The organism is Paenibacillus sp. Root52, assembly GCF_001426865.1.
Taxonomy (GTDB): Bacteria; Bacillota; Bacilli; order Paenibacillales; family Paenibacillaceae; genus Paenibacillus.
Genome location: NZ_LMFO01000001.1, coordinates 684,065 through 704,245 on the forward strand (window position 1 = coordinate 684,065; position 20,181 = coordinate 704,245).

A 20,181-nucleotide genomic window follows, 5' to 3' on the forward strand; every position below is an offset into this window, starting at 1 on the left:
GATTTCATGTCTAGGTTGAGAAAGGAAGAGATAGCATATGGAACGCAAAATAAGATGGGGAATTATGGGCTCCGGAAGAATCGTAGATACATGGATGAATGGCGCAAGGCAATCAGACGAGATGGAGATTGTTGCCATTGCCTCTAGGACAATGAAGAGCGCTCAGAAGATGGCTGCGAAACATGCTATACCTTTAGCGCTAACTTACGAAGCTTTGGCATCAAGAGATGATATTGATGTGGTATACATCCCCGTTCCGCACACAGCGCATAAAGAACTCGCTATTTTGGCAATGGAACATGGGAAATCTGTCTTGGTAGAGAAGCCAGCTTGTGTCAATGAAAAGGAATTACTTGAGGTTGTCTCAGCAGCTAAGAAAAACAATGTCTTCTTTATGGAAGGTACCTGGACTCGCTTCTTCCCGATGATCAACAAAATAAAAGCACTTCTTACGGAAGAGGGTATTGGTGAGATTCGATCCATCCACTCGGCCTTTTCCTTCCGTTTACCCGACGCATATATGACTCAAGAGCAACGATTGATAAATCCTGATCTTGCCGGAGGTGGACTCCTGGATACAGGAGTATACAACCTTCACTTCGTGGAGGAATTGTTGGGAAAATCACCTGTAGATTTGACAGGCTTTGCAACCATTAATTCTGATGAACACCATGTACAAGTGGATGAACAAGCCACGTATATTGCTAAGTATGACAAAGGTGAGCTTGCCGTAATGAGTAGTGGTGTTAGAACAGATATGGCTGGTGTAGCGATGATCTATGGAACACAGGGGTACATTGAAGTACCCACGTTCTGGAGACCAATTACGATAAAAGTGATGAAGAATGGGGAGCTAACGACGTATGATGAGCCTGTGCCACAGCATATAGACGGGATTAAGGATAAGGGCTTTCAGTATGAAATAGCTCATGTGAACGAATGTATTAGACAAGGTCTGAAGGAATCACCGATTATGACATGGGATAAGAGTCTAGGTGTGATCAGGCAGTGTGATGAGCTCCGGAGACAATGGAATCTGCAATACCCGTTTGAGGATTAGTGGCTATTAAACGTGATTAAAGGAGAGATATTAATGGACAACGAGCAAATCATTCATTCTGTCGTATTTTCACTTAAGCATGAGAAGGGAGCGGCAGAAGAAACACAGTTTCTGCAGGATGGAAAATCCTTGTTGAGCAGTATACCTACGGTAAACAATTTTCAAGTCTTTCGTGAGATCAGTCCTAAGAATAATTATGATTTCGGCTTCTCTATGGTATTTAACAATAGAGAAGATTATGAAGCATATAATGCGCACCCAACACATGTTGGATTTGTTTCAAGTCGTTGGGCGAAGGAAGTGAAACAGTTTATGGAAATTGATTATGGAAAGCTCGATTAGGAAAGTGTAGGAAATGAAGCAGTCGATTGAATCGACTGCTTCATTTCACTTATAGTGAAACCCCTCCCGAAGAATTAACATTCCGAGAGTCAACTTGTCAATGTACATTCAAAAACGGAATAATCATCAAGTACTCTACTCAAAATTAATCCTCCCTCCTAATTACTGCCGATTGTTTCCTCTGAAATATGATCATCATCCTCGTTGGAGATGCCTTTTCAAACTAGTAATTTACTTAATGCCTCAATCCATCGTATAAAATACTACGAATTACAATAGCAGATCGATCTCTTGTTTCGTCTAAAGCAAATGCACCAATAAGACATATACGCTGACCAGGCTGAAAATAAGTATCGACCTCTTGCAACATATGTTCAAATGGCTTCTAGGGGTTCAAACTTATCGTGCATTCAAAAATGTTACTGATAGACCATTGCTCAATATGAGCAGGAATAAAGGTTTTTATGCCACTGATGCATGAATTGTAGAATCTTGGTCACTCTAATTGTGAAATAAGTAATCAGAGGGGGAAGAACCAGGTCATGTGGAAGAAAATATTGGATCATGTACCTGAGTGGAGTGTATGGATTAGCATAGTATGTTTAACAGGAATTCCTTTGCTGATCATGGGTTTCTTTCACCAGATTAAGTTAGCAGACGCGAGACTAAGTGAACGTAAACAGAGAATGGAGAGTACTTTTGTAGATAAAGAAGAGGGCAATTATAATTCTTCTACGATTCTTCCTAACGATGAAGGATTGAAGTATACAGATCATTATGAAACGAATATGAATCTCTTTAAACAAGCTGCCATGGAAATGGATGATATTAATGAACGAACGCTGTATTTAAGCAATCTGGATTGTTATGCGGTATTGTACTTTGTAGATGGATTAACCGATAAGGATGAAATGGATCACAACGTGCTGAAACCCCTACTAGAGTGGGCAAACAAACCCCTTGATACAAAACTAGCTCCTGAGCAGCTCGTACATTTATTAGATCAACAACTGTTGTTGGTGTCTGAAATAGAATTTGTACAAGAGGTTATTCCAAGCCTACGTAAAGTTTTATTTGGTTCAGTCATTCTTATGCTAGATGGGATACAGGGAGTGTTAGTTCTTGGAACGCCAAAGGGGAAATCGAGATCGCTTGAAGAACCGATCTCCGAATCTGTTCTACGGGGACCTAGGATTGGCTTTACGGAAGTACTTAGTGATAATACGTCCATGTTGCGAAGACAGGGGGAAAGTAATGAACTGGCGATGGTCTCTTGCAAGGTAGGAAGTCGAGTCGAAAAGGAACTGATGATCGTCTATTTTCGTGATATCGCTAATTCCGAATTAGTCGAAGAAGTAAAACGACGTGTACACGCAATTGATATAGATGAAGTGCTGGAATCAGGCTACATAGAGCAATTAATTGAAGATAATTTCCTTAGTCCGTTTCCTCAGATTCAAAATACTGAACGTCCTGATCGGGTCATGGGAGCCTTATTGGAAGGAAGGGTAGCGGTCTTACTGGATGGATCGCCTTACGCTCTTTTGATGCCTGTAACTTATGCCATGATGCTCCAGTCGCCCGAGGATTATTATGAACGTTGGATTCCAAGTTCCTTTATTCGCTTTCTGCGCTTCATAGCTACTCTGATTTCATTATTTGCTCCCGCGCTATATATTTCATTTATTTCTTTTCATCCAGGTCTCATCCCTACCAATCTCGTGATCTCAATTATTGGGACGAGGCAGGGGGTACCTTTTTCAACGTTAATTGAAGCCCTCATTATGGAAGGATCCATTGAGATCTTGCGCGAGGCAGGATTACGTTTGCCTAAACCCATTGGTCCTGCAATGGGAATCGTAGGTGGTCTCATCATTGGACAAGCTGCGGTAGATGCCGGTATTGTAAGCCCAATTTTGGTTATTGTCGTTGCGGTGACTGCGATTTCTTCTTTTGCTACGCCAATGTATAGTGCAGGGATTGCCATGCGTTTATTAAGGTTTCCGATCATGTTTACAGCTGCAATGTTTGGACTATATGGCGTAATCATGGCTTTCTTGTTTTTGGTCGTCCATATGTTCAAGTTGAAAAGCTTTGGAGTTCCCTATATCGACATGGCTGCTTCGCCTTCCATTAAGGAATGGAGAGATTACCTCATACGTGCACCGTTTCAGTTCATGAGAGGACGGCCGCGGATCTTACAAACTAAGGATAAAAAACGAAAAAGTTAATACCTAAGACATTCGCCAAGGAGGGTACATGATGTCATCAGGTTTGAACGAGACTGGTAAGCTTACTACACTACAGGGCATAAGTCTAACGATTACATTTATTGTCGGTGTAGAGCTCTTTACGTTGCCTAGAGAAGTCGTACATAGCGTTAAGAGTGCAGATGCCTGGTTGTCCGTCATTCTTGGAGGAATTGCAGCCATGGTTGTGGCATGGGTCATGATCAGATTAAGCCGGAAATTCCCTAAAATGAACTTCTATGAATATGTTGGAGAAATCGTAGGAACATGGATTGGAAAATTCATTGGAAGTATAGTAATCGTGTACTACATCAACTTAGCAAGCTATGAGATGCGATCTATGGAGATTGTTACCTCCTTTTTCCTTCTTGAAGGTACACCGTGGTGGGCTATTCAAGCTTTATTTGTCTGGATTTCATTATACTTGTGTATGGAGAAGACCAATGTAATAGCTAAAGTGTGTCAGATTATCGTTCCAATTACGATTGTGATCTATATTCTAATTTTATTGCTTGGACTGAAAAATTTTGATCTTAGCACACTGCGTCCTGTGTTATCTAAAGGAATGTCTCCTGTTTTTCATGGCGTGAATACAACGACCCTGGCCTTTAGTGGGAGTGAGATCATGTTATTCATACTTGCCAAGTTGGAACAACCAGAGAAAGCAGTCCGCATAATGGGTTGGGGAATAGGTATCGCAATTATACTCTATACGACTGCAACGATCTTATGTATTGGCGCTTTTACAGCTGAAGGAATACTGACTCGGGTCTGGCCATTTTTTGACCTCACACGCAGTGTGGAAGTGAAGAATCTACCTTTGGAACGATTTGAGTCCTTACTTTTGTCCATCTGGGTTATGGAGATTTTTGCTACATTTAGTATTGCTTTTTATTGTGCCGCATTGGGTTTATCCCATGTAGCGAAGCTTCCTTATGCATGGAGTGTTTACTTTCTTTTGCCCGTTATGTTAATTGTGTCCCGGGTCCCTCGGGATATCAATGAGTTACTTCAAATGGGAAGATACATTGGTAAAGCTAATCTGATTTTATTCTCGAGCCTCTCGTTAATCCTTCTTCTTATTTCCCGTTGGAGGTCCAAATCAACATGAGCCAATCTCGAACAACTCAAGTATTATTACTGATTGTCGGATGTAGTATTCTGTTGACAGGATGTTGGAGCAGCCTACCTATTGAGGATCGTTATCTTGAAGCAGGCATTGCGTTTGACACCGTACCGCCAGCAGAGCGGGGAGTTGAGCAAATAGATTATCCTCAAAAACAGAGAATTCGACGAACCGTCCAATATATTCTACCCGAAGCAGGAGCAAAGTCTAGTAGCTCACAAGAAAAGAAGTTTGAAAATGAAGAGGTGGTTGGTGATTCCATTATGGAAATGACAAGAGAGACTTTTCTGACAAACCGTTCGCCTGCAGGCTTCCATTTAAAAACTATTGTGATTAGTTCAAGACTTCTACAAGATATTCCGATGCATGAGTTACTTGATTTTTATTTAGCTGACAATGATATTCGCCTAAGTCTCCAGGTGTATATATCGACAGGAACGGCTAGTGATATCTTGGAAGAACATTTAGCTGGAGAAATTCCTGCATTTTTACTCAAAGAACTATCTGATAACCGCAAACGAATCTCAAGGCTAGTTAAACCTGTTACACTTGCGAATATGATTGGACCGTTAACATCGGAATCCAGCTTTCTTTTACCTAATGCCATTGTCGAAAAAGGTGTATTGAAGATTAGAGGAGCAGGTGTCGTCAAAGGGAAAACACAAACATATGCAGGATATCTGAACGAATCTCAGGTCGAGGGTTTACAGTGGATCAAAGGAGAGATTTCTGGAGGGATCTACAAGGTACAAGAGCCTGAACTACAACAACAATTTGTATATGAAATTAAATCATTGAAGAGCAAGGTTAATGCAACGGTGAAAGGTAATGATATCTCCTTTCAGATTGAGATGAATTCAAAAGGACGCTTGTCCGAGGTGTTTTCATCTAAAATAAAGAAAATGGACAATCATACACTGGAGCATTATTCTGAAATTGTGGAAGAAGAGGTTACGGAGCTTGCCAAGAAATCAATGGCTAAACTCAAAGAAATGCATGTTGAGGTGGCTGACCTGGGTAAAGCTCTACGGATCCAACATCCTGCTGTTTGGGAAAGAGTGAAGGAGAATTGGGAAGAAGAATTCGTCACAATTCCAGTGACCTTCCGTACCAAGGTTCATCTCGATGATTACGGAGCCTCATCCATGACTGCGGACTAAGAGAAAGAACGTGTGGAGGGACAAGAATATGGTTCAGGCACTGGCGCTGCTAGAGCAAGGAGAAGATATTCTGCTTTTCCCGAATCCCACATATGATCCAAGTTTTCTACAGCACCGATTTCTGATCCTATCCCATGTTCGGATCGATATCGGAAAATATGAAAAGAGAAGTTTCCGTGTGCACAATGGCCTGTTGATTCAACAAAACCATCCGGCTTTTGAATATTTTGTCACAAAGGAGTATTCCACTTATCCTTGGTGGATCTTCGTATCCAAATCCTCACCTATCATTCTCGATGAATTAATTACAGACTTCAGCCAATTGTGCAGACCATTGATAATTTTGAACGGAATCACAGGCTCGGTGCTATGGGAGCGCTGAATCTGGAGAGGTTAATGGTAACACAGCTTCCAACGTTATGTGCAGAGTCTAGCATACCAGCCTGCTACGCGTCTGGAAGTTGAGGAACTTCGTCAGTTGCTTCACTAGGGTTAGGGAAGAAAGCTGCAATTATATTTATATAATGTTATTTCTCACAAGTACGTGCGTATATTCCCTTTCAGCAATGAAAGGATATTTCATTTTGCTCTTTTGTCGAAAGCAATGCGTAGCTCGTCTTATCACGAATTGGTGCGGGAGATAGCTATTGGCGTGACCTACGATTTTCGGCCGGGCATCAGGGAGCAGATAATCAGCATTACGGCGTGCGAATGTAACAAGAACGAACAGATCTGCATGTAAAAAAAATGTTGCATACGAGACAGGAACGATTTTTCCAGTTCAGTATGCGACATTTTTATATTAGATCGGTTCTATTGAAGTTCGATTGGAAAAATATTCGATCAATGCGCGATAAAACACTTTGGAAGGTGTGTTCAATACATGTTTTTTGTGCCGAACGATGCCGTGAACGAAGGTGACTTTTCGAGGCATGGGGAGCGAGATGACACTGCCTTCCGCAAGTTCTTGAGCCATCGTGATTTTAGGTACAAGAGCAACACCAAGTCCGCAAGTTACGACCTGTCGTACAAGTTCGGTACTTGCAAATCCCGTCGAACGGATTCCGGAGGGTAGCCCCATTTCGTTTAACAGTTTGAGTCCTTCCGTATGATAGACGCAGCGGGAGCCGAATCCGATCATCTGAATCCCCGAAGTATTTTCCCATCCTTCGTTTTCGATCAAACGAGCCAGATTTTTGGAGGCGACAACGATCATTTCCTCTTCGATCAGCGGTTCAAAAATCAAATCTTCTTTTTTGGGATCCACCGGTACGATTCCGAAATCGAGTACATGAGACTGAATCTGTTCAACAATGTCCGCCTGAAATCCCGTTTCTAGCAGCAGATGGATTTCGGTATATTTTGTGAAAAAAGAATGCATAAAATCAGACATTCGTGTCACCAAAAAAGATTCCAACGATCCCAAACGCATCGTGCCTCGGGGATGATCCAGATTTTCCAATGCTTCTTCGAGCGAATAACCCAACTGTACAAATTTCCGGGCATAAAGTGCAAATTGTTCGCCCGCTTCAGTCGGCTTTACGCCACGGGGAAGTCGGTGAAAAAGTTTTTTATTACAGCTTTGCTCCAATAACTGAATCTGTGAAGTAACCGTTGATTGTACATATCCCAGCTTTTCAGCGGCACGGCTGAAACTCCCTTCTTCCAATACGGTCAAAAAAGTAAGCAACGATCGCCCTTCCAAGGTCTCCAACATGATTTTTCCTCCTAGGTATCGAAAAAACAAATGGATTCTATCATATCTTTTCGTTTTTAAAATGGATAAACCGATGATAACATGAAGAAGTTCTCAAGCCAACAATATCTTCAAGGAGGAACCATCATGATGAGGAAAAGCGGATTTTGATTAGGCATTTATGTGTTTAAAGATGCGGAGTCATCGACTATGCCGCACTTTACAGCGTATTTTCGGTAAAGCGAAGACTTGATCCGGAATTGGATGTGTTTTTGGTAGCAGACTCCTTCGTCCTGTACAAACACAGGCTGGCTCGACAGTAGTTCCGAATTATTCGTTTGTTGAAGAATCGGATTTATATGTCTTTCTAATTCCCGGGGGATGCGGAACACGTCAAGAAATGCACAACGATCGCTTGTATCGCTGTATCCGCTCTCTTCAGAACAAAAGTTTTGCAGACAAGTGTGTGTACAGGAATTGCTTCGAAAAGTGGGTTATGACGAAGCTTTCATGACGGAGGTAGCCCGAATCATGAAATACGACCGCGCTTATGAAGTCTACCGTGATGATATAGAGTGGAACGCTTAACTACAAGGAGGAAATTATTATGTTGCATACAGCTAATGGTCATTATGTTGAGGTCGAAGAAAATGTCACGCTTTATGTGGAAGATGTAGGCGAAGGCAAACCGGTTGTATTTGTACACGGTATGCCTGTCAATCATCGGATCTACGAGTACCAGCAATCGGTACTGCCTCAACATGGTATCCGTTTTATCGGAATCGATCTGCGAGGATACGGACGTTCCGACCACCCGCTGAACGGGTACACTTATGATCGGATGGCAGACGATATTAAGGCCGTGATCGATCAGCTTAACCTCAACGACGTTACACTAGCCGGTTTCTCTATGGGCGGCGGCGTTGTAACTCGGTATATGGGCAGACATCGGGGACATAAAGTGTCCAAATTGATGCTTTTCGGAGCCGCGACGTTGAGCAAACTTCCCGAAGAAGCGGTAAACGGATTGATCGTCGGACTTCAAGCTGATCGGCCGCAAACGCTGACGAATATGTTTAAAGGTTTTTTCCACACGGCGCCTTCCCAAGGGATAGAAAACTGGTTATGGCACATGGGGATGGAAGCGAATGTTCATGCGACGATCGAAACGGTAAAAGCAATCGGAAGCGAGGATCTTCGCTCCGATCTTGAAGCCATCCGTGTCCCGACACTGATGCTGCATGGGGTTCACGATCAAGTATGTCCATTCCCCGCCGCCGAACAAGCTCACGAAATCGTATCGACGTCAAAACTTGTTCGTTTTGAAAACAGCGGACATGCCCCTTTCTACGAGGAAAGAGAAAAATTCAATCGGGAAGTTATTGAGTTTGTATTAGCCTAAAAGAACACGAATTATTTTTCTCTGTGCAGCATCTATTGCTAATTATAACGATGATATTGAGTCCTACTCTATGGGTGCTCACTGTTATCTTAATCGTGTTGACTGTGAGGTATCTGTTCAATGCTGTTCCGATCGTATCCAAATATGCCCAGCACCATTTTAAACTTAAATGAAACAAGTTTAATATCCTTCGACAGAGAAAGCAGCTAATCTATGTGATTAGCTGTTTTTTTATCTATAGGCGTTATATAAAACCCATTATACCTAGGAACATATGTTTGTTTTATTCTTTTCTTTTGAGGAAGTATTTTGTATGATAAAAGAAACGTGAATGATAAATGAAGAAATGCAATAATCAATAGATGTCTTCCTTGATAGTGGCTCCCACAATACTAAACTCTAGGTAGGTGCAAGCATGATCCAATTAACAAACCGTCAGGCAAGGCAATTTCTATTGTTGAAGCATGGACTTTTGGGCGAATATAAATTTAGTGGGAAGCAGGGCGTATTGGACTTTGTTAGGCAGGTCAGCTGTATTCAGTACGACCCCATTGATGTTTGCGGAAAGAACGCCGAATTGGTGCTACAGTCGCGAATCAAGGGATTTACCAAGGGAATGCTTGCAGAGTTGCTGTATAAGGATAGAAGCCTAGTCGATTATCCCGACAAAAACCTGGCCATGATCTCTGTCGAAGACTGGCCGTATTTCGAGCGATACAGGAAAGCCGCCCGACAACATGGCGAGCGCTATCCCGAAATGCAAGCGTTGACAGCACAAGTTTGGGCTCATATAGAAAATCACGGAGCAATAAGTTCAGATGATTTAAAATTAGATGGAGAGTTCTCTTGGCAATCGGCCATCCATTGGAGCGGCGGAAACAATTCATCTAGGTCGGTGCTAGAACAGATGTATTCGACGGGTGAGTTAGTTATCCATCATAAAAAAGGAACGCGTAAATATTACGACATAGCCAAGAAGTACATACAGCCCAATCTGCTGAATGCACCAGAGCCACTTGAGGATGAGCTTCAGCATCATAAATGGCGTGTATTGCGTCGAATCGGCTCTGTTGGTCTCTTATGGAATCGGGCGTCAGATGCATGGCTGAATATATGGGGGTTGAAAGCAGCACAGCGCGCCGAGGTATTTCGCCAGCTAATACACGAAGGTCGTATTATTGCTGTTGCCGTGGAACACATGAAAGATACGCTGTACTGTCTCACGGAGGATTTATTGCTTATTGAAGCCGTTCTGCACAATCAGGAGTCGAGATTGCGTTGCGAGCTTATTGCCCCGCTGGATAATCTGATCTGGGATAGAAAACTGATCAACGAATTGTTTGGCTTTGACTATACCTGGGAGATTTATACGCCTGCAATCAAACGAAAATTCGGCTATTATGTGCTGCCTATATTATATGGAGAGAGCTTCATTGGACGAGTAGAGACCTTTGTGGAGCGCAAAACTGGAACCCTCGTTATTAAAAACATCTGGTACGAACACGGTGTGAAACAAACAAAGCAATTGCGAACAGCCTTAAACCGTTGTATCCAAAGGTTTGCAGTCTTCAACGAATGTGAGACGATTTCCACAGAGTCTATGAACTGATATGCCTTATATTTAATTAGGGGGATTGAAAAAACATCTAACGACGATGACTTGTGACCATCCTGCCCTAATTGAGGAGGTACTGAAGGAGAGGAAATGATGAATGGGGATGCGTTCGATTATATCGTCATGTACGAAAAAGGTCGTTAATAGATAACGACCTCATTGGTGCTGTTTCAAGAGCAGGAAAATTTCTCGAAACTCAGCTATTTTCATTTGATCAACTTCGGTTAAATGAGGAATTGTCCCAAGCACAGTAATATCCTGAATGAGAATATCTTGCAAATATAGATGTTGTAAAGTTGGATGGTTCTTTAAAGGTGTCAAATCTTGTATCCGATTGTTCTGCAGAATGAGCCATTCAAGTTTCACCTTCTGAAGTGGTCTTAAGTCCGATACCTGATTATCGCTGGCTAGCAAATTTATCAAATTACGTAGATTTTCAAAGGTTCTAGGCTTCTTATTTGGTTACCGCTAATCAATAGACTTTCCATATTACGTAATCCCGAAAGTGGAGATATATCGATATAATCTAGCGGGGAGCATCAATCAAGTTTATACTATAGTTATGACTTTTCGAAAACGGTTTCTGTGAATTGTAAACGATTACTTTTCTATCGACTATATAAATCAAAAAGGGGACAAATCATGATAGCTGCACTAAATCTGGAGGGTACCTGGAAACTGCAACTCGATGAACATAAGATAGAACGTGGTCTGAATTTTTCAGACGTTATAACATTGCCAAATACGACATCTCATGCGGCCAAGGGCAAGAAAAACGAAAATGTGTTACTAGGTGCGCTAACTGATGAGTATTTATTTGAGGGATATGCCTGGTTTTCACGAGAGATCGAAATCCCAGAGCACTTGGCTGACAAACGTTGCTTTTTACACCTGGAACGTACGAGAGTTACGACAGTCTGGATCGATGGGGTAGAATTAGGGACACAGAACAGTCTCAACACACCTCACCGTTACGAGATTCAGGCCGGGCTAACCGCTGGAACTCATACAGTTACGATTCGAGTGGACAATACCGACTATCCAACCAAAGGGGGTCACCTTACGTCCGAGGACACACAGACAAATTGGAACGGAATTACAGGGGAATTAGAACTTCAATTTTTTGAGCGTGTTTTTCTGGATAATGTCCAAGTCTACCCTGTTCTGGCCACTCGATCTTTTGAGATCAAGGCGTTGCTTGTCGGTGAACTGCAAGGCTTGAAAATTGTGGTATCCGCTGTTGCAGTCAGTGCAGATCCAGTGTTTACAACGGAGGAACAGATATTCACCCCGGATTCGCAGGAGATCCAGCTGACGTACATGATTGGCGAAGATGCCATGTTATGGAGTGATGATGAACCTAATCTGTACAAACTTCATATTCACTTGCAGGATCAGAACGGTAACATACTAGATTCTAACCAAGTATGGACGGGACTACGGGAATTCCGGGCGGCTGGAGACAAATTCACCATTAATGGTCACAAAACGTTTCTTCGAGGCAAACATGATGGGCTGATCTTCCCACTAACAGGTTACGCGCCAACAGATGTCGATGAATGGACACGCATTCTTGCTATCTCCAAATCTTATGGCATCAATCACTATCGTTTCCATACCTGTTGTCCTCCAGAGGCTGCTTTTATTGCAGCGGATCTGCTTGGTATCTACATGGAGCCTGAACTTCCTTTCTGGGGAACGATTACGGATGAATTCTCGGAAGGGCACAATCAAGCAGAGCAGGATTACCTGATTAGCGAGGGATTTGCGATGCTGAAGACTTTTGGTAATCATCCTTCATTTGTCATGATGTCCATGGGGAATGAACTATGGGGAAGCAAGGACAAATTGAATTCGATCCTGAAGGAATACAAGGCATATGATCATCGTCATTTATACACCGAAGGTTCCAATAACTTTCAGTTTGTGCCGGACATTCTGGAGGAAAGTGAGTTTTTCTGTGGAGTACGTTTCTCCAAAGAGCGTCTGTTCAGAGGATCGTATGCAATGTGTGATGCTCCGCTAGGTCATGTGCAGACCGATTTGCCCAACACGTTGAAAGATTATGATTCGAACATTACACCTGAGCAAGGAAGCGATGCTGACCCCTCTTCGCAAACGGGGGGAACAGAGATTCAGATTCAATATGGGACAGGCTCCAAAACGGTACAGGCCGAAGCCGGAAGCGACCAACTTGTCTCACATGTACCGGTCATCTCGCATGAAATTGGACAGTACGCCACATTTCCTAATTTCGAGGAGATTAACAAGTACACGGGTTCTCTCAAAGCGAGGAACTTCGAAGTGTTTCGAGAACGTCTGGAAGCCAAAGGACTGGGACATTTGGCGGCAGCCTATTTCAGAGCCTCGGGTAAACTCGCGGTTCAATGTTACAAGGAGGAACTGGAAGCCGCTTTTCGTTCGCAGCAACTAGCCGGGTTCCAACTGCTGGATCTCCAGGATTTCAGTGGTCAGGGAACAGCGCTGGTAGGTGTGCTGGACGCGTTCATGGATTCCAAGGGCATGATTACACCTGAGGAGTGGAGAACGTTCTGTTCCGATGCTGTGCTGCTGGCGAGATTCCCTAAATATAATTATCAAGCCGGAGAATTGTTCGAAGCACGTATTGAACTAAGTTACTTCCGGAGGCAAGCATTGGATGGACTTCAATTGAAATGGGTACTTCAAAGCGATCAGATCGAAGACATCATTCTTGTAAAAGGTGAAGTTAATCTGCCCGCAGTCTATGGAGAAAATGTTGTGAGTATCACGGAACTTCGTATTCCTATCCCTGAAGTCTCCAATATGACCAAAGTGGAGATGAAATTGTCTATTCCGGGCACGGATATCCGTAAGTCTTACGACTTGTGGATCTACCCGAGTCAACAGGAAGTGGATCTGAGCAATTTGAATCTATTTACTCAACTCTCGGAACAGGCGCTGGAGCTGCTAGAGCAAGGAGAAGATATTCTACTTTTCCCGAATCCCAAACAGATTCAACACGCGATTCAAGGTTTCTACAGCACTGATTTCTGGTCTTATCCGATGTTCCGATCGATATCGGAAAATATGAAAAGAGAAGTTCCCGTGGGCACAATGGGCTTGTTGATTCAACAGAACCATCCAGCCTTCGAACATTTTGTCACAGAGGAGTATTCGACTTATCCATGGTGGAGCATCGTTTCCGAGTCTTCATCCATCATTCTGGATGATGTGAATCAAGACTTACAACCCATTGTGCAGACCATTGATAATTTTGAACGTAATCATAAGCTCGGACTATTAATGGAGTGCCAGGTGCGGAATGGGAGAGTGTTGATGGGAGCGCTCAATCTGGAGAGTCTAATGGCAACGCCGGAGGGAAGACAATTATTATACAGCTTCCAGCGTTACGTAGAGAGCCCAGCGTACCAGCCAGCTGCCCGCCTCGAAGTCGAGGAACTTCGCAAGTTGTATAACTAAGTTAAAGGGAAGAAGAGGTAGCAAGTTTTTTATTCCTGATGTCGAGGCATATGAACATACACCCATTCAAGTCGCTATTTTTAGCGGCTTCTTTATTTTACCCGTACAAGTTTGTGGCTCGAGCTAAGGAAAAGAACTGAAATGACTAAAAAGGTTAATGATTGGACTATTACGATAATGGATAAAGCAATTAAATTACTACGTAAAGTAATTCAGTGGTGACAGGGCAGGACTGAAAGCAGCCGACATGAACATAAATTGTTTTGTCTGGATAAACAGTATGGTTTGGGCGTAACAGAATGGGGATATGCCCGCTCATTTGTGCTGATTTGGCATATGTTATGACGTACCTTGAAATTCAAAGGAGGCCAATCGAATGAGTAAAGTTGGATACGATTGTAACAATGTCGGTGGAATTGGTCACGGGATGTGTACCTCTACTGCGGCAATTCTTGTACTCTTTATTCTGCTTGTTATCATCACAAAATCGTTCTGGTATTAGTTCGTATCTTGTATGAAAATAAATAGGTGATTCAAGCTCTGCTGAGTTATCAGCGGGGCATTTCCTATGTGGACAACTCACTGCGTCTTTAATTGAAGAAGATGATTTTCATTTGAATAAAAGATTCCAAAAGGCGTACATTCTTGTTAAACTATGAGCTTACACAATGACGATTGTGTCATATGAGCAAGGTTGACACGTGCGGAACTACATATGGATTTTGAGGATAAGGAAGGGATGAGCAACATGAAAGTGGAAGTGTATACGTTAAACGCGTTTGCAAAAGGGGAGCATGGTGGTAATCCCGCAGGAGTTGTCTTGGAGAATGACCTCTCGCTAGAAGCATCTGATATGCGGCTCATAGCGAAGGAGGTAGGCTATTCGGAGACGGCCTTTATAGAGAAATCCACATTAGCCAATTACAAAATTCGCTATTTCACTCCCGCAAGCGAAGTTGATCTGTGCGGGCACGCCACGATTGGTGCATTTGGACTGATGCATTCGTTGGGTTTGGCTAAAGCAGCAAGCTCTTATACGATTGAAACCAAGGCAGGGATTTTGGATGTGGATATTAGCTCGGAGGGTTTTGTTTATTTATCACAGGCTTTACCACAATTTTCTGAAAAGATATCCTGTGAGGAAATCGCCCCATCCTTGGGAATAACTCCTGAAGCCCTAGAAACCAAGTTGCCTATCGAGGTTGTATCGACGGGTCTACGTGATATTTTGATCCCGATCCGCAGTAGAGACCTCTTGAATGAAATTCAGCCAAAATTTGACGCCATAACTGCCATTTGCGAAAAATACGATGTAGTAGGATATCATCTGTTCACGATGGATACTCCAGACAATGCTACTGCGGAATGTCGAAACTTTGCTCCGCTGTACGATATTCCCGAGGAAAGTGCGACAGGAACATCCAACGGTGCACTACTCTGCTATTTGTACCAACATGGCGAGCTATCTATGAAAGAAGTGGAACATGTCATGTTCAGGCAAGGGTATTCGATGGATTGTCCTTCTGAAATCAAGGTAGGATTGAACCTGAGCGAGAGCGGTGACATCAAACAAGTTCGGGTTGGCGGTGCAGTGGCTGGGATTGAACGAAGACATATCATGATATAAGCAGAATCAAAACTAGTAATTCAATGGGGTTTTCTTCATGGCTGGATATCGTAGTGGATAGACTTTTACCCGCTTTTCCGGGCTCGATTTAATAAAATTTTTAAGTCAAAATGATATCAAATTTAAGAACTAGTATAAGGGGTTTCTGTATGATTATTCGAGAAATACAAAAAGAGGACAACGCAAAAATTAAGGAAATAATACAGGATTCACTAAAAAAACTTGGGTTAGCAATTCCTGGCACAGCCTATTTTGACCCTCAACTTAGTGACCTTCACGACTATTACAACAATTTAAAACATGCCCAATACTGGGTGGTGGAAATAGAGGGAGAAGTTGTTGGTGGTATCGGTATAGCCCCATTTAACGAACCAGATAATGTCTGCGAATTACAAAAACTATACTTAAGTGAGAAAACACAAGGGTATGGTATGGGGAAGAAATTAATGGAAACTGCTTTGTCGTTCGCTTCTAAGCACTATGCAAAGTGTTACTTAGAAACAAAGCAAGAATTAAAAACAGCATGTATTTTGTACGAGAAATTTAGCTTTAATCTTTTGGCTAAGCCATTATCAGGTTCTGAACATTCTGCGATGGATGCGTGGTATATAAAGGAATTGGATTGAATATTTGAAATATGAGCGCCTTTGATTATGGGGAGACATACTCCAATCAAAGGCGCTCGCTCTGTTTAATCAAGCTATTAATTTACATAAGAAAAACCAATGAATATGCCAAGTTTATAAATCGCCTGGCTGCAACGGTTATCGTGTTAAGGGAAGATGAGTTGCACGGGAATAATGACGTTCTTAGGAGAATAAATATCTTCCATCTGTTCACGTAACAGCTTTACGGCTGTTCGTGCCATTTCCTGTTCATCTTGCTGTACATAAGGTACGCCTGAAAGATGTGGATTATCAAAAGATAACAAATCGATATTTGAGTGAACGTTTAGACGACTGATCGCGGCCGATGTAAGGCGTGCTGTTTCTTCGGTCAAGGAGAAGGCTGCCGAGATTCCACTGTGGCTCTGCAAGAAGTCGCTTACATAGTCCAATGCTTGCTCACTTCGTAGAATGTTAAGAGGGATGTGACACCACAAGCTTTTGTCAATTGAAATGCCTTGATCTGTGTACGCCTGCTCGAAGCCAAGCGTTCGATCCTCAACGGCTGTATTGGCATTTTCAGGTGAGATGAGCGCAATCTGCTGATGACTCTTGGATAACAAATGGGATACAGCTTTATACGCACCGCCGTAATTGTCGGATGTAATGGTGTACGTCTCAATGTTGCGCAGATAGCGGTCGATGAACACACATGGGAATTTATCGAGCGACAGACGCAGTAATGATTCGTTGTACTTCTCATCTTCTGTCGGAAAAACGATCAACCCCTTCACACCGAGCTCCGTTAGTGTATGAATGACGTTTGATTCGATAGAGGAGGACTCGCGCGTGATGCTTAGTACCATGCTGAGACCGGCTTCTTGTAGGAAATGTTCTGTGTAGTCAACGAGCTTCTGAATGACACGGGTTCTCATCGTAGGAATGATGAAGCCGATGAGCGGCATGGAGGACGCGCTGGTTTGGGGTGGAGAGAAATTGATGTTAGAAACAACAAGACTAGAAGAGACGAATGAGCCTTTGCCTTGTATGCGTATAATTAATCCTTCGTCAGCTAGTAGGGTTAGGGCGTTCTTGACGGTTATTTTACTTACTCTGAATTCGTCCATTAGTTCTTGCTCAGAAGGGATGCGATCCGTTGGGCGAAGCTGCCCTGATTTAATTTTTTGCATAATATTTTCTCGAATTTGTTTGTAGAGCGCCAGCTTTTTCAAAGAGTAGCATCTCCCCATAAACTTTATGATTTTATAATCAATTGGTTATATAAAGCTTATTTCATATATATTATAATACGGCATGTAAAGCGCTTACAATATAGAAACTGAAAAATTGTTGCGAAGGGGTCTTTTCTTTGAAGGGTTAGAATTATGTTAAGGATGGTGGTGCTGAGATGGATTGAAACCGCTTAAATTAACAGAACTAACTAGTCAGCCGACTTTTCAAATGCATAACCAAAAAGAGAGGATGACGAACAAATGAAAAAACGCAGTGCTTTAATCTCCATCGTTACACTTCTTATTATGTCACTTTTTTTTACTGCATGTGGTAATGCTTCCGATTCAAATACGGAAACACAGCAATTAGGCGCTAATGCCGGTGAGAATGCAACAGAATTATCATTTTGGACATTCGTAGATTTGCACGGCAAGCATTTGGATAAAATGCTGGGTTTATGGAACGAAACGAACCCAGACAAACAGATTAAGTTGAATGTAACGGTTATGCCTTACGATGATATGCACAACAAGCTCTTATTGGCAGTTACAAGCGGAAAAGGTGCTCCTGATATCGCGGATATCGAGCTTGGTCAATTCCCTAAATTCTTGGAGGGTGACAACGTTCCCCTGGAATCTTTGAATGATGTATTTGCGCCATATAAAGACGTTGTTGTTCCTTCACGTGTCGAGATTTATTCCAAAGCCGATCAGGTTTATGGATTCGATTATCACGTAGGTGCGACGCTTGCTTTCTACAATACTGAAATTCTCGAACAAGCAGGTGTTGACTACAAGACAATCAAAACGTGGGAAGATTACAAACAAGCAGGGATCAAGGTTTATGAAAAGACTGGCAAGTATTTAGGTACTGCTGATACATCAGCTACGTGGCAAGCATCGCTGCTACTAGCTCAGCAAAACGCTGATTTTACAGATGAAAATGGTAATCCAAAAGTGAACTCGCCTGAAATGATTAAAGCGTATGAAATGTTAGTTGATCTGCAGAAGAACAATGTTATTCATACGATCCCTGGCGGACAACCCGATACAGAAGAAGCAAAAGGCGAATACAACAATGGCAACTACGCAAGTGCCTTGATGCCTGAGTGGTATATGTCCCGCTTTGTAAACGAAATGAAAGACCTTAATGGTAAGTACGCAATAGCTCCATTGCCGGTATTTGAAGAAGGTAATCCTCGTTCCGTTGGCTTAGGCGGTACGGGCACAGTTGTTACTAAGAGCGGTAAAGACGTTCAATTGGCCAAAGAATTTGTTGCCTTTGCTAAGCTTTCGAAAGAAGCGACTACTGAAATCTGGAATACACTTGGATTTGACCCAATCAATATGGAAGTATGGAAAGATGATGCAGTAACGAAAAACCCTGATAATGAATACGTGCAATACTTTAAAACAAATGCATTTGATACTTTGAATGAAATCAAAGACGAAATTAGAGCGATTAAGTCCGTTAAAGCTTCACCGACGATCGGCAATATCCTCAATACGGTTACTTTGAATGCTATCTTTGAAGATGGTCAAGACGTGAAGGAAGCGCTGGATGAAGCACAAGCAGCAATTGAACAAGAATTGAAATAAATATAATAAGTAAATGATTTGATTAAACCTGTCGGCAGTTATCGTGGTCGGCAGGTTTAACCATAGTCAAGGGAGATTGAGAATATGATAAAGAAATTTGTATACTCTCAAAAAGTGGCACCTTATGTTTTCGTATTGCCATTTATACTTATATTTTTGATATTCTGGTTTTTTCCACTTGTAAATTCATTCGTCATGAGCTTTCAAGATCGGATGTTGGGACAGGATCCTAAATGGATTGGTGAAGCGAATTATTCGAAATTACTTACGGATAAAGTGTTTTTGACGGCTATTAAAAATAGCGTGGTGTACATGTTAGGTACCTTAGTGCTGTTAATTCCTCTTCCAATGTTATTCGCCGTGATGATCAACAGTAAGTTAATGATGGGTAGAGAGTTTTTTAAATCTTCGTTCTTTCTCCCTGCATTAACATCTGTCGCAGTCGCGGGTACCATTTTCCGCCTTACATTCGGTGAAATGGAAGGTTCATTAATGAACAGTTTCCTAGGTCTATTTGGTATAGAGCCTATTAAATTTTTGAAAGACGGAAATTGGAGTATGGCAGCACTGTTAATCCTCGCATGTTGGAGATGGACAGGCGTGAATATGCTTTACTATCTATCCGGTTTGAAAAGCATTGACAACGAATATTATGAGGCTGCTTCAATTGACGGGGCATCTGCTTGGCAGAAGTTTAGAACGATCACAATGCCATTATTGAAGCCGACCACGGTATATGTTACGACAATTAGTGTTTATGCAGGTTTAGCCATGTTTACCGAGAGTCTGATGATGTTCAACGGTAACAATTCACCCAAAAATATTGGCTTAACCATTGTTGGATACCTGTATAGACAAGGGATTGAGCAGAATAAGCTGGGCTATGCAGCTGCAGTTGGTATCGTTCTGTTAGTCATTGCTATGGTTATCAATCTAACACAGTTGAAATTTAGTGGAATGTTCAAAAAGGAGGAGGATTAAAGTGGGCAAAAGTCAGACGAGGAGT

The 20,181-nt window shown here is 42.2% G+C and carries 17 protein-coding genes; 14 read left to right on the top strand and 3 right to left on the bottom strand.

Features of this window, described 5'->3' with window-relative positions; translation table 11 throughout:
- Positions 1 to 37 precede the first annotated feature (37 nt).
- The 6 genes from ASD24_RS02875 (at position 38) to ASD24_RS02900 (ending at position 6,319) form a co-directional block, all read left to right on the top strand.
- Positions 38 to 1,060, top strand: a complete 1,023-nt coding sequence (locus ASD24_RS02875; protein ID WP_056691201.1) for a Gfo/Idh/MocA family protein — start codon at positions 38 to 40, stop codon at positions 1,058 to 1,060.
- A gap of 33 nt (positions 1,061 to 1,093) precedes the next feature.
- Positions 1,094 to 1,402 carry a Dabb family protein gene (locus ASD24_RS02880; RefSeq protein ID WP_056691203.1) on the top strand — a complete coding sequence of 103 codons (309 nt, stop codon included), beginning with the start codon at positions 1,094 to 1,096 and terminating at the stop codon, positions 1,400 to 1,402.
- A 542-nt stretch (positions 1,403 to 1,944) separates the two neighbouring features.
- Positions 1,945 to 3,633, top strand: a complete 1,689-nt coding sequence (locus tag ASD24_RS02885; protein WP_056691206.1) for a spore germination protein — start codon at positions 1,945 to 1,947, stop codon at positions 3,631 to 3,633.
- 28 nt (positions 3,634 to 3,661) lie between these two features.
- Positions 3,662 to 4,762 (top strand): GerAB/ArcD/ProY family transporter, encoded by a 1,101-nt coding sequence (locus ASD24_RS02890; RefSeq protein WP_327205218.1) that lies wholly within the window; start codon positions 3,662 to 3,664, stop codon positions 4,760 to 4,762.
- On the top strand, positions 4,759 to 5,937 hold the full coding sequence (locus ASD24_RS02895; RefSeq protein WP_056691213.1) for a Ger(x)C family spore germination protein: 1,179 nt from the start codon (positions 4,759 to 4,761) through the stop codon (positions 5,935 to 5,937). The genes ASD24_RS02890 and ASD24_RS02895 overlap by 4 nt, the downstream gene beginning before the upstream one ends.
- A 28-nt stretch (positions 5,938 to 5,965) precedes the next feature.
- Positions 5,966 to 6,319, top strand: a complete 354-nt coding sequence (locus ASD24_RS02900; protein WP_056691215.1) for a hypothetical protein — start codon at positions 5,966 to 5,968, stop codon at positions 6,317 to 6,319.
- 420 nt (positions 6,320 to 6,739) lie between these two features.
- Here ASD24_RS02900 and ASD24_RS02905 read toward each other — a convergent pair whose 3' ends face one another.
- Positions 6,740 to 7,654, bottom strand: coding sequence for a LysR family transcriptional regulator (locus ASD24_RS02905; protein WP_056691219.1), 915 nt, complete (start codon positions 7,652 to 7,654; stop codon positions 6,740 to 6,742).
- 586 nt (positions 7,655 to 8,240) lie between these two features.
- Here ASD24_RS02905 and ASD24_RS02910 point away from each other — a divergent pair.
- Positions 8,241 to 9,035 carry an alpha/beta fold hydrolase gene (locus ASD24_RS02910; RefSeq protein ID WP_056691223.1) on the top strand — a complete coding sequence of 265 codons (795 nt, stop codon included), beginning with the start codon at positions 8,241 to 8,243 and terminating at the stop codon, positions 9,033 to 9,035.
- Between the two features lie 415 nt (positions 9,036 to 9,450).
- Positions 9,451 to 10,644, top strand: coding sequence for a winged helix-turn-helix domain-containing protein (locus tag ASD24_RS02915; protein ID WP_056691226.1), 1,194 nt, complete (start codon positions 9,451 to 9,453; stop codon positions 10,642 to 10,644).
- 162 nt (positions 10,645 to 10,806) lie between these two features.
- On the opposite strand, the gene ASD24_RS30875 is transcribed toward ASD24_RS02915, so the two are convergent.
- On the bottom strand, positions 10,807 to 11,016 hold the full coding sequence (locus ASD24_RS30875; protein WP_235540302.1) for a leucine-rich repeat domain-containing protein: 210 nt from the start codon (positions 11,014 to 11,016) through the stop codon (positions 10,807 to 10,809).
- 276 nt (positions 11,017 to 11,292) lie between these two features.
- Here ASD24_RS30875 and ASD24_RS02925 point away from each other — a divergent pair, with 276 nt between their 5' ends.
- The 4 genes from ASD24_RS02925 to ASD24_RS02935 all read left to right on the top strand — a co-directional run bounded on the left by ASD24_RS02925 (position 11,293) and on the right by ASD24_RS02935 (position 16,365).
- Positions 11,293 to 14,112 carry a beta-glucuronidase gene (locus ASD24_RS02925; RefSeq protein WP_056691230.1) on the top strand — a complete coding sequence of 940 codons (2,820 nt, stop codon included), beginning with the start codon at positions 11,293 to 11,295 and terminating at the stop codon, positions 14,110 to 14,112.
- A 376-nt stretch (positions 14,113 to 14,488) separates the two neighbouring features.
- A complete protein-coding gene (locus ASD24_RS29815; protein WP_082560250.1) occupies positions 14,489 to 14,614 on the top strand; it encodes a sporulation protein YjcZ in 126 nt (41 codons plus the stop codon).
- A gap of 246 nt (positions 14,615 to 14,860) precedes the next feature.
- Positions 14,861 to 15,739 carry a PhzF family phenazine biosynthesis protein gene (locus ASD24_RS02930; RefSeq protein WP_056691234.1) on the top strand — a complete coding sequence of 293 codons (879 nt, stop codon included), beginning with the start codon at positions 14,861 to 14,863 and terminating at the stop codon, positions 15,737 to 15,739.
- Positions 15,740 to 15,888: 149 nt separating this feature from the next.
- The gene (locus tag ASD24_RS02935; protein WP_056691238.1) at positions 15,889 to 16,365 is read left to right on the top strand and encodes a GNAT family N-acetyltransferase; all 477 of its coding nucleotides are present in this window, start codon (positions 15,889 to 15,891) and stop codon (positions 16,363 to 16,365) included.
- A gap of 146 nt (positions 16,366 to 16,511) precedes the next feature.
- Here the strand turns inward: ASD24_RS02935 and ASD24_RS02940 are convergent, their stop codons facing one another.
- Positions 16,512 to 17,576 carry a GntR family transcriptional regulator gene (locus ASD24_RS02940; protein WP_056691241.1) on the bottom strand — a complete coding sequence of 355 codons (1,065 nt, stop codon included), beginning with the start codon at positions 17,574 to 17,576 and terminating at the stop codon, positions 16,512 to 16,514.
- 261 nt (positions 17,577 to 17,837) lie between these two features.
- Here ASD24_RS02940 and ASD24_RS02945 point away from each other — a divergent pair, with 261 nt between their 5' ends.
- Positions 17,838 to 19,175 (top strand): ABC transporter substrate-binding protein, encoded by a 1,338-nt coding sequence (locus ASD24_RS02945; RefSeq protein ID WP_056691245.1) that lies wholly within the window; start codon positions 17,838 to 17,840, stop codon positions 19,173 to 19,175.
- A gap of 84 nt (positions 19,176 to 19,259) precedes the next feature.
- Positions 19,260 to 20,156 carry a carbohydrate ABC transporter permease gene (locus ASD24_RS02950; protein WP_056691248.1) on the top strand — a complete coding sequence of 299 codons (897 nt, stop codon included), beginning with the start codon at positions 19,260 to 19,262 and terminating at the stop codon, positions 20,154 to 20,156.
- The last annotated feature ends 25 nt before the right edge of the window (positions 20,157 to 20,181 follow it).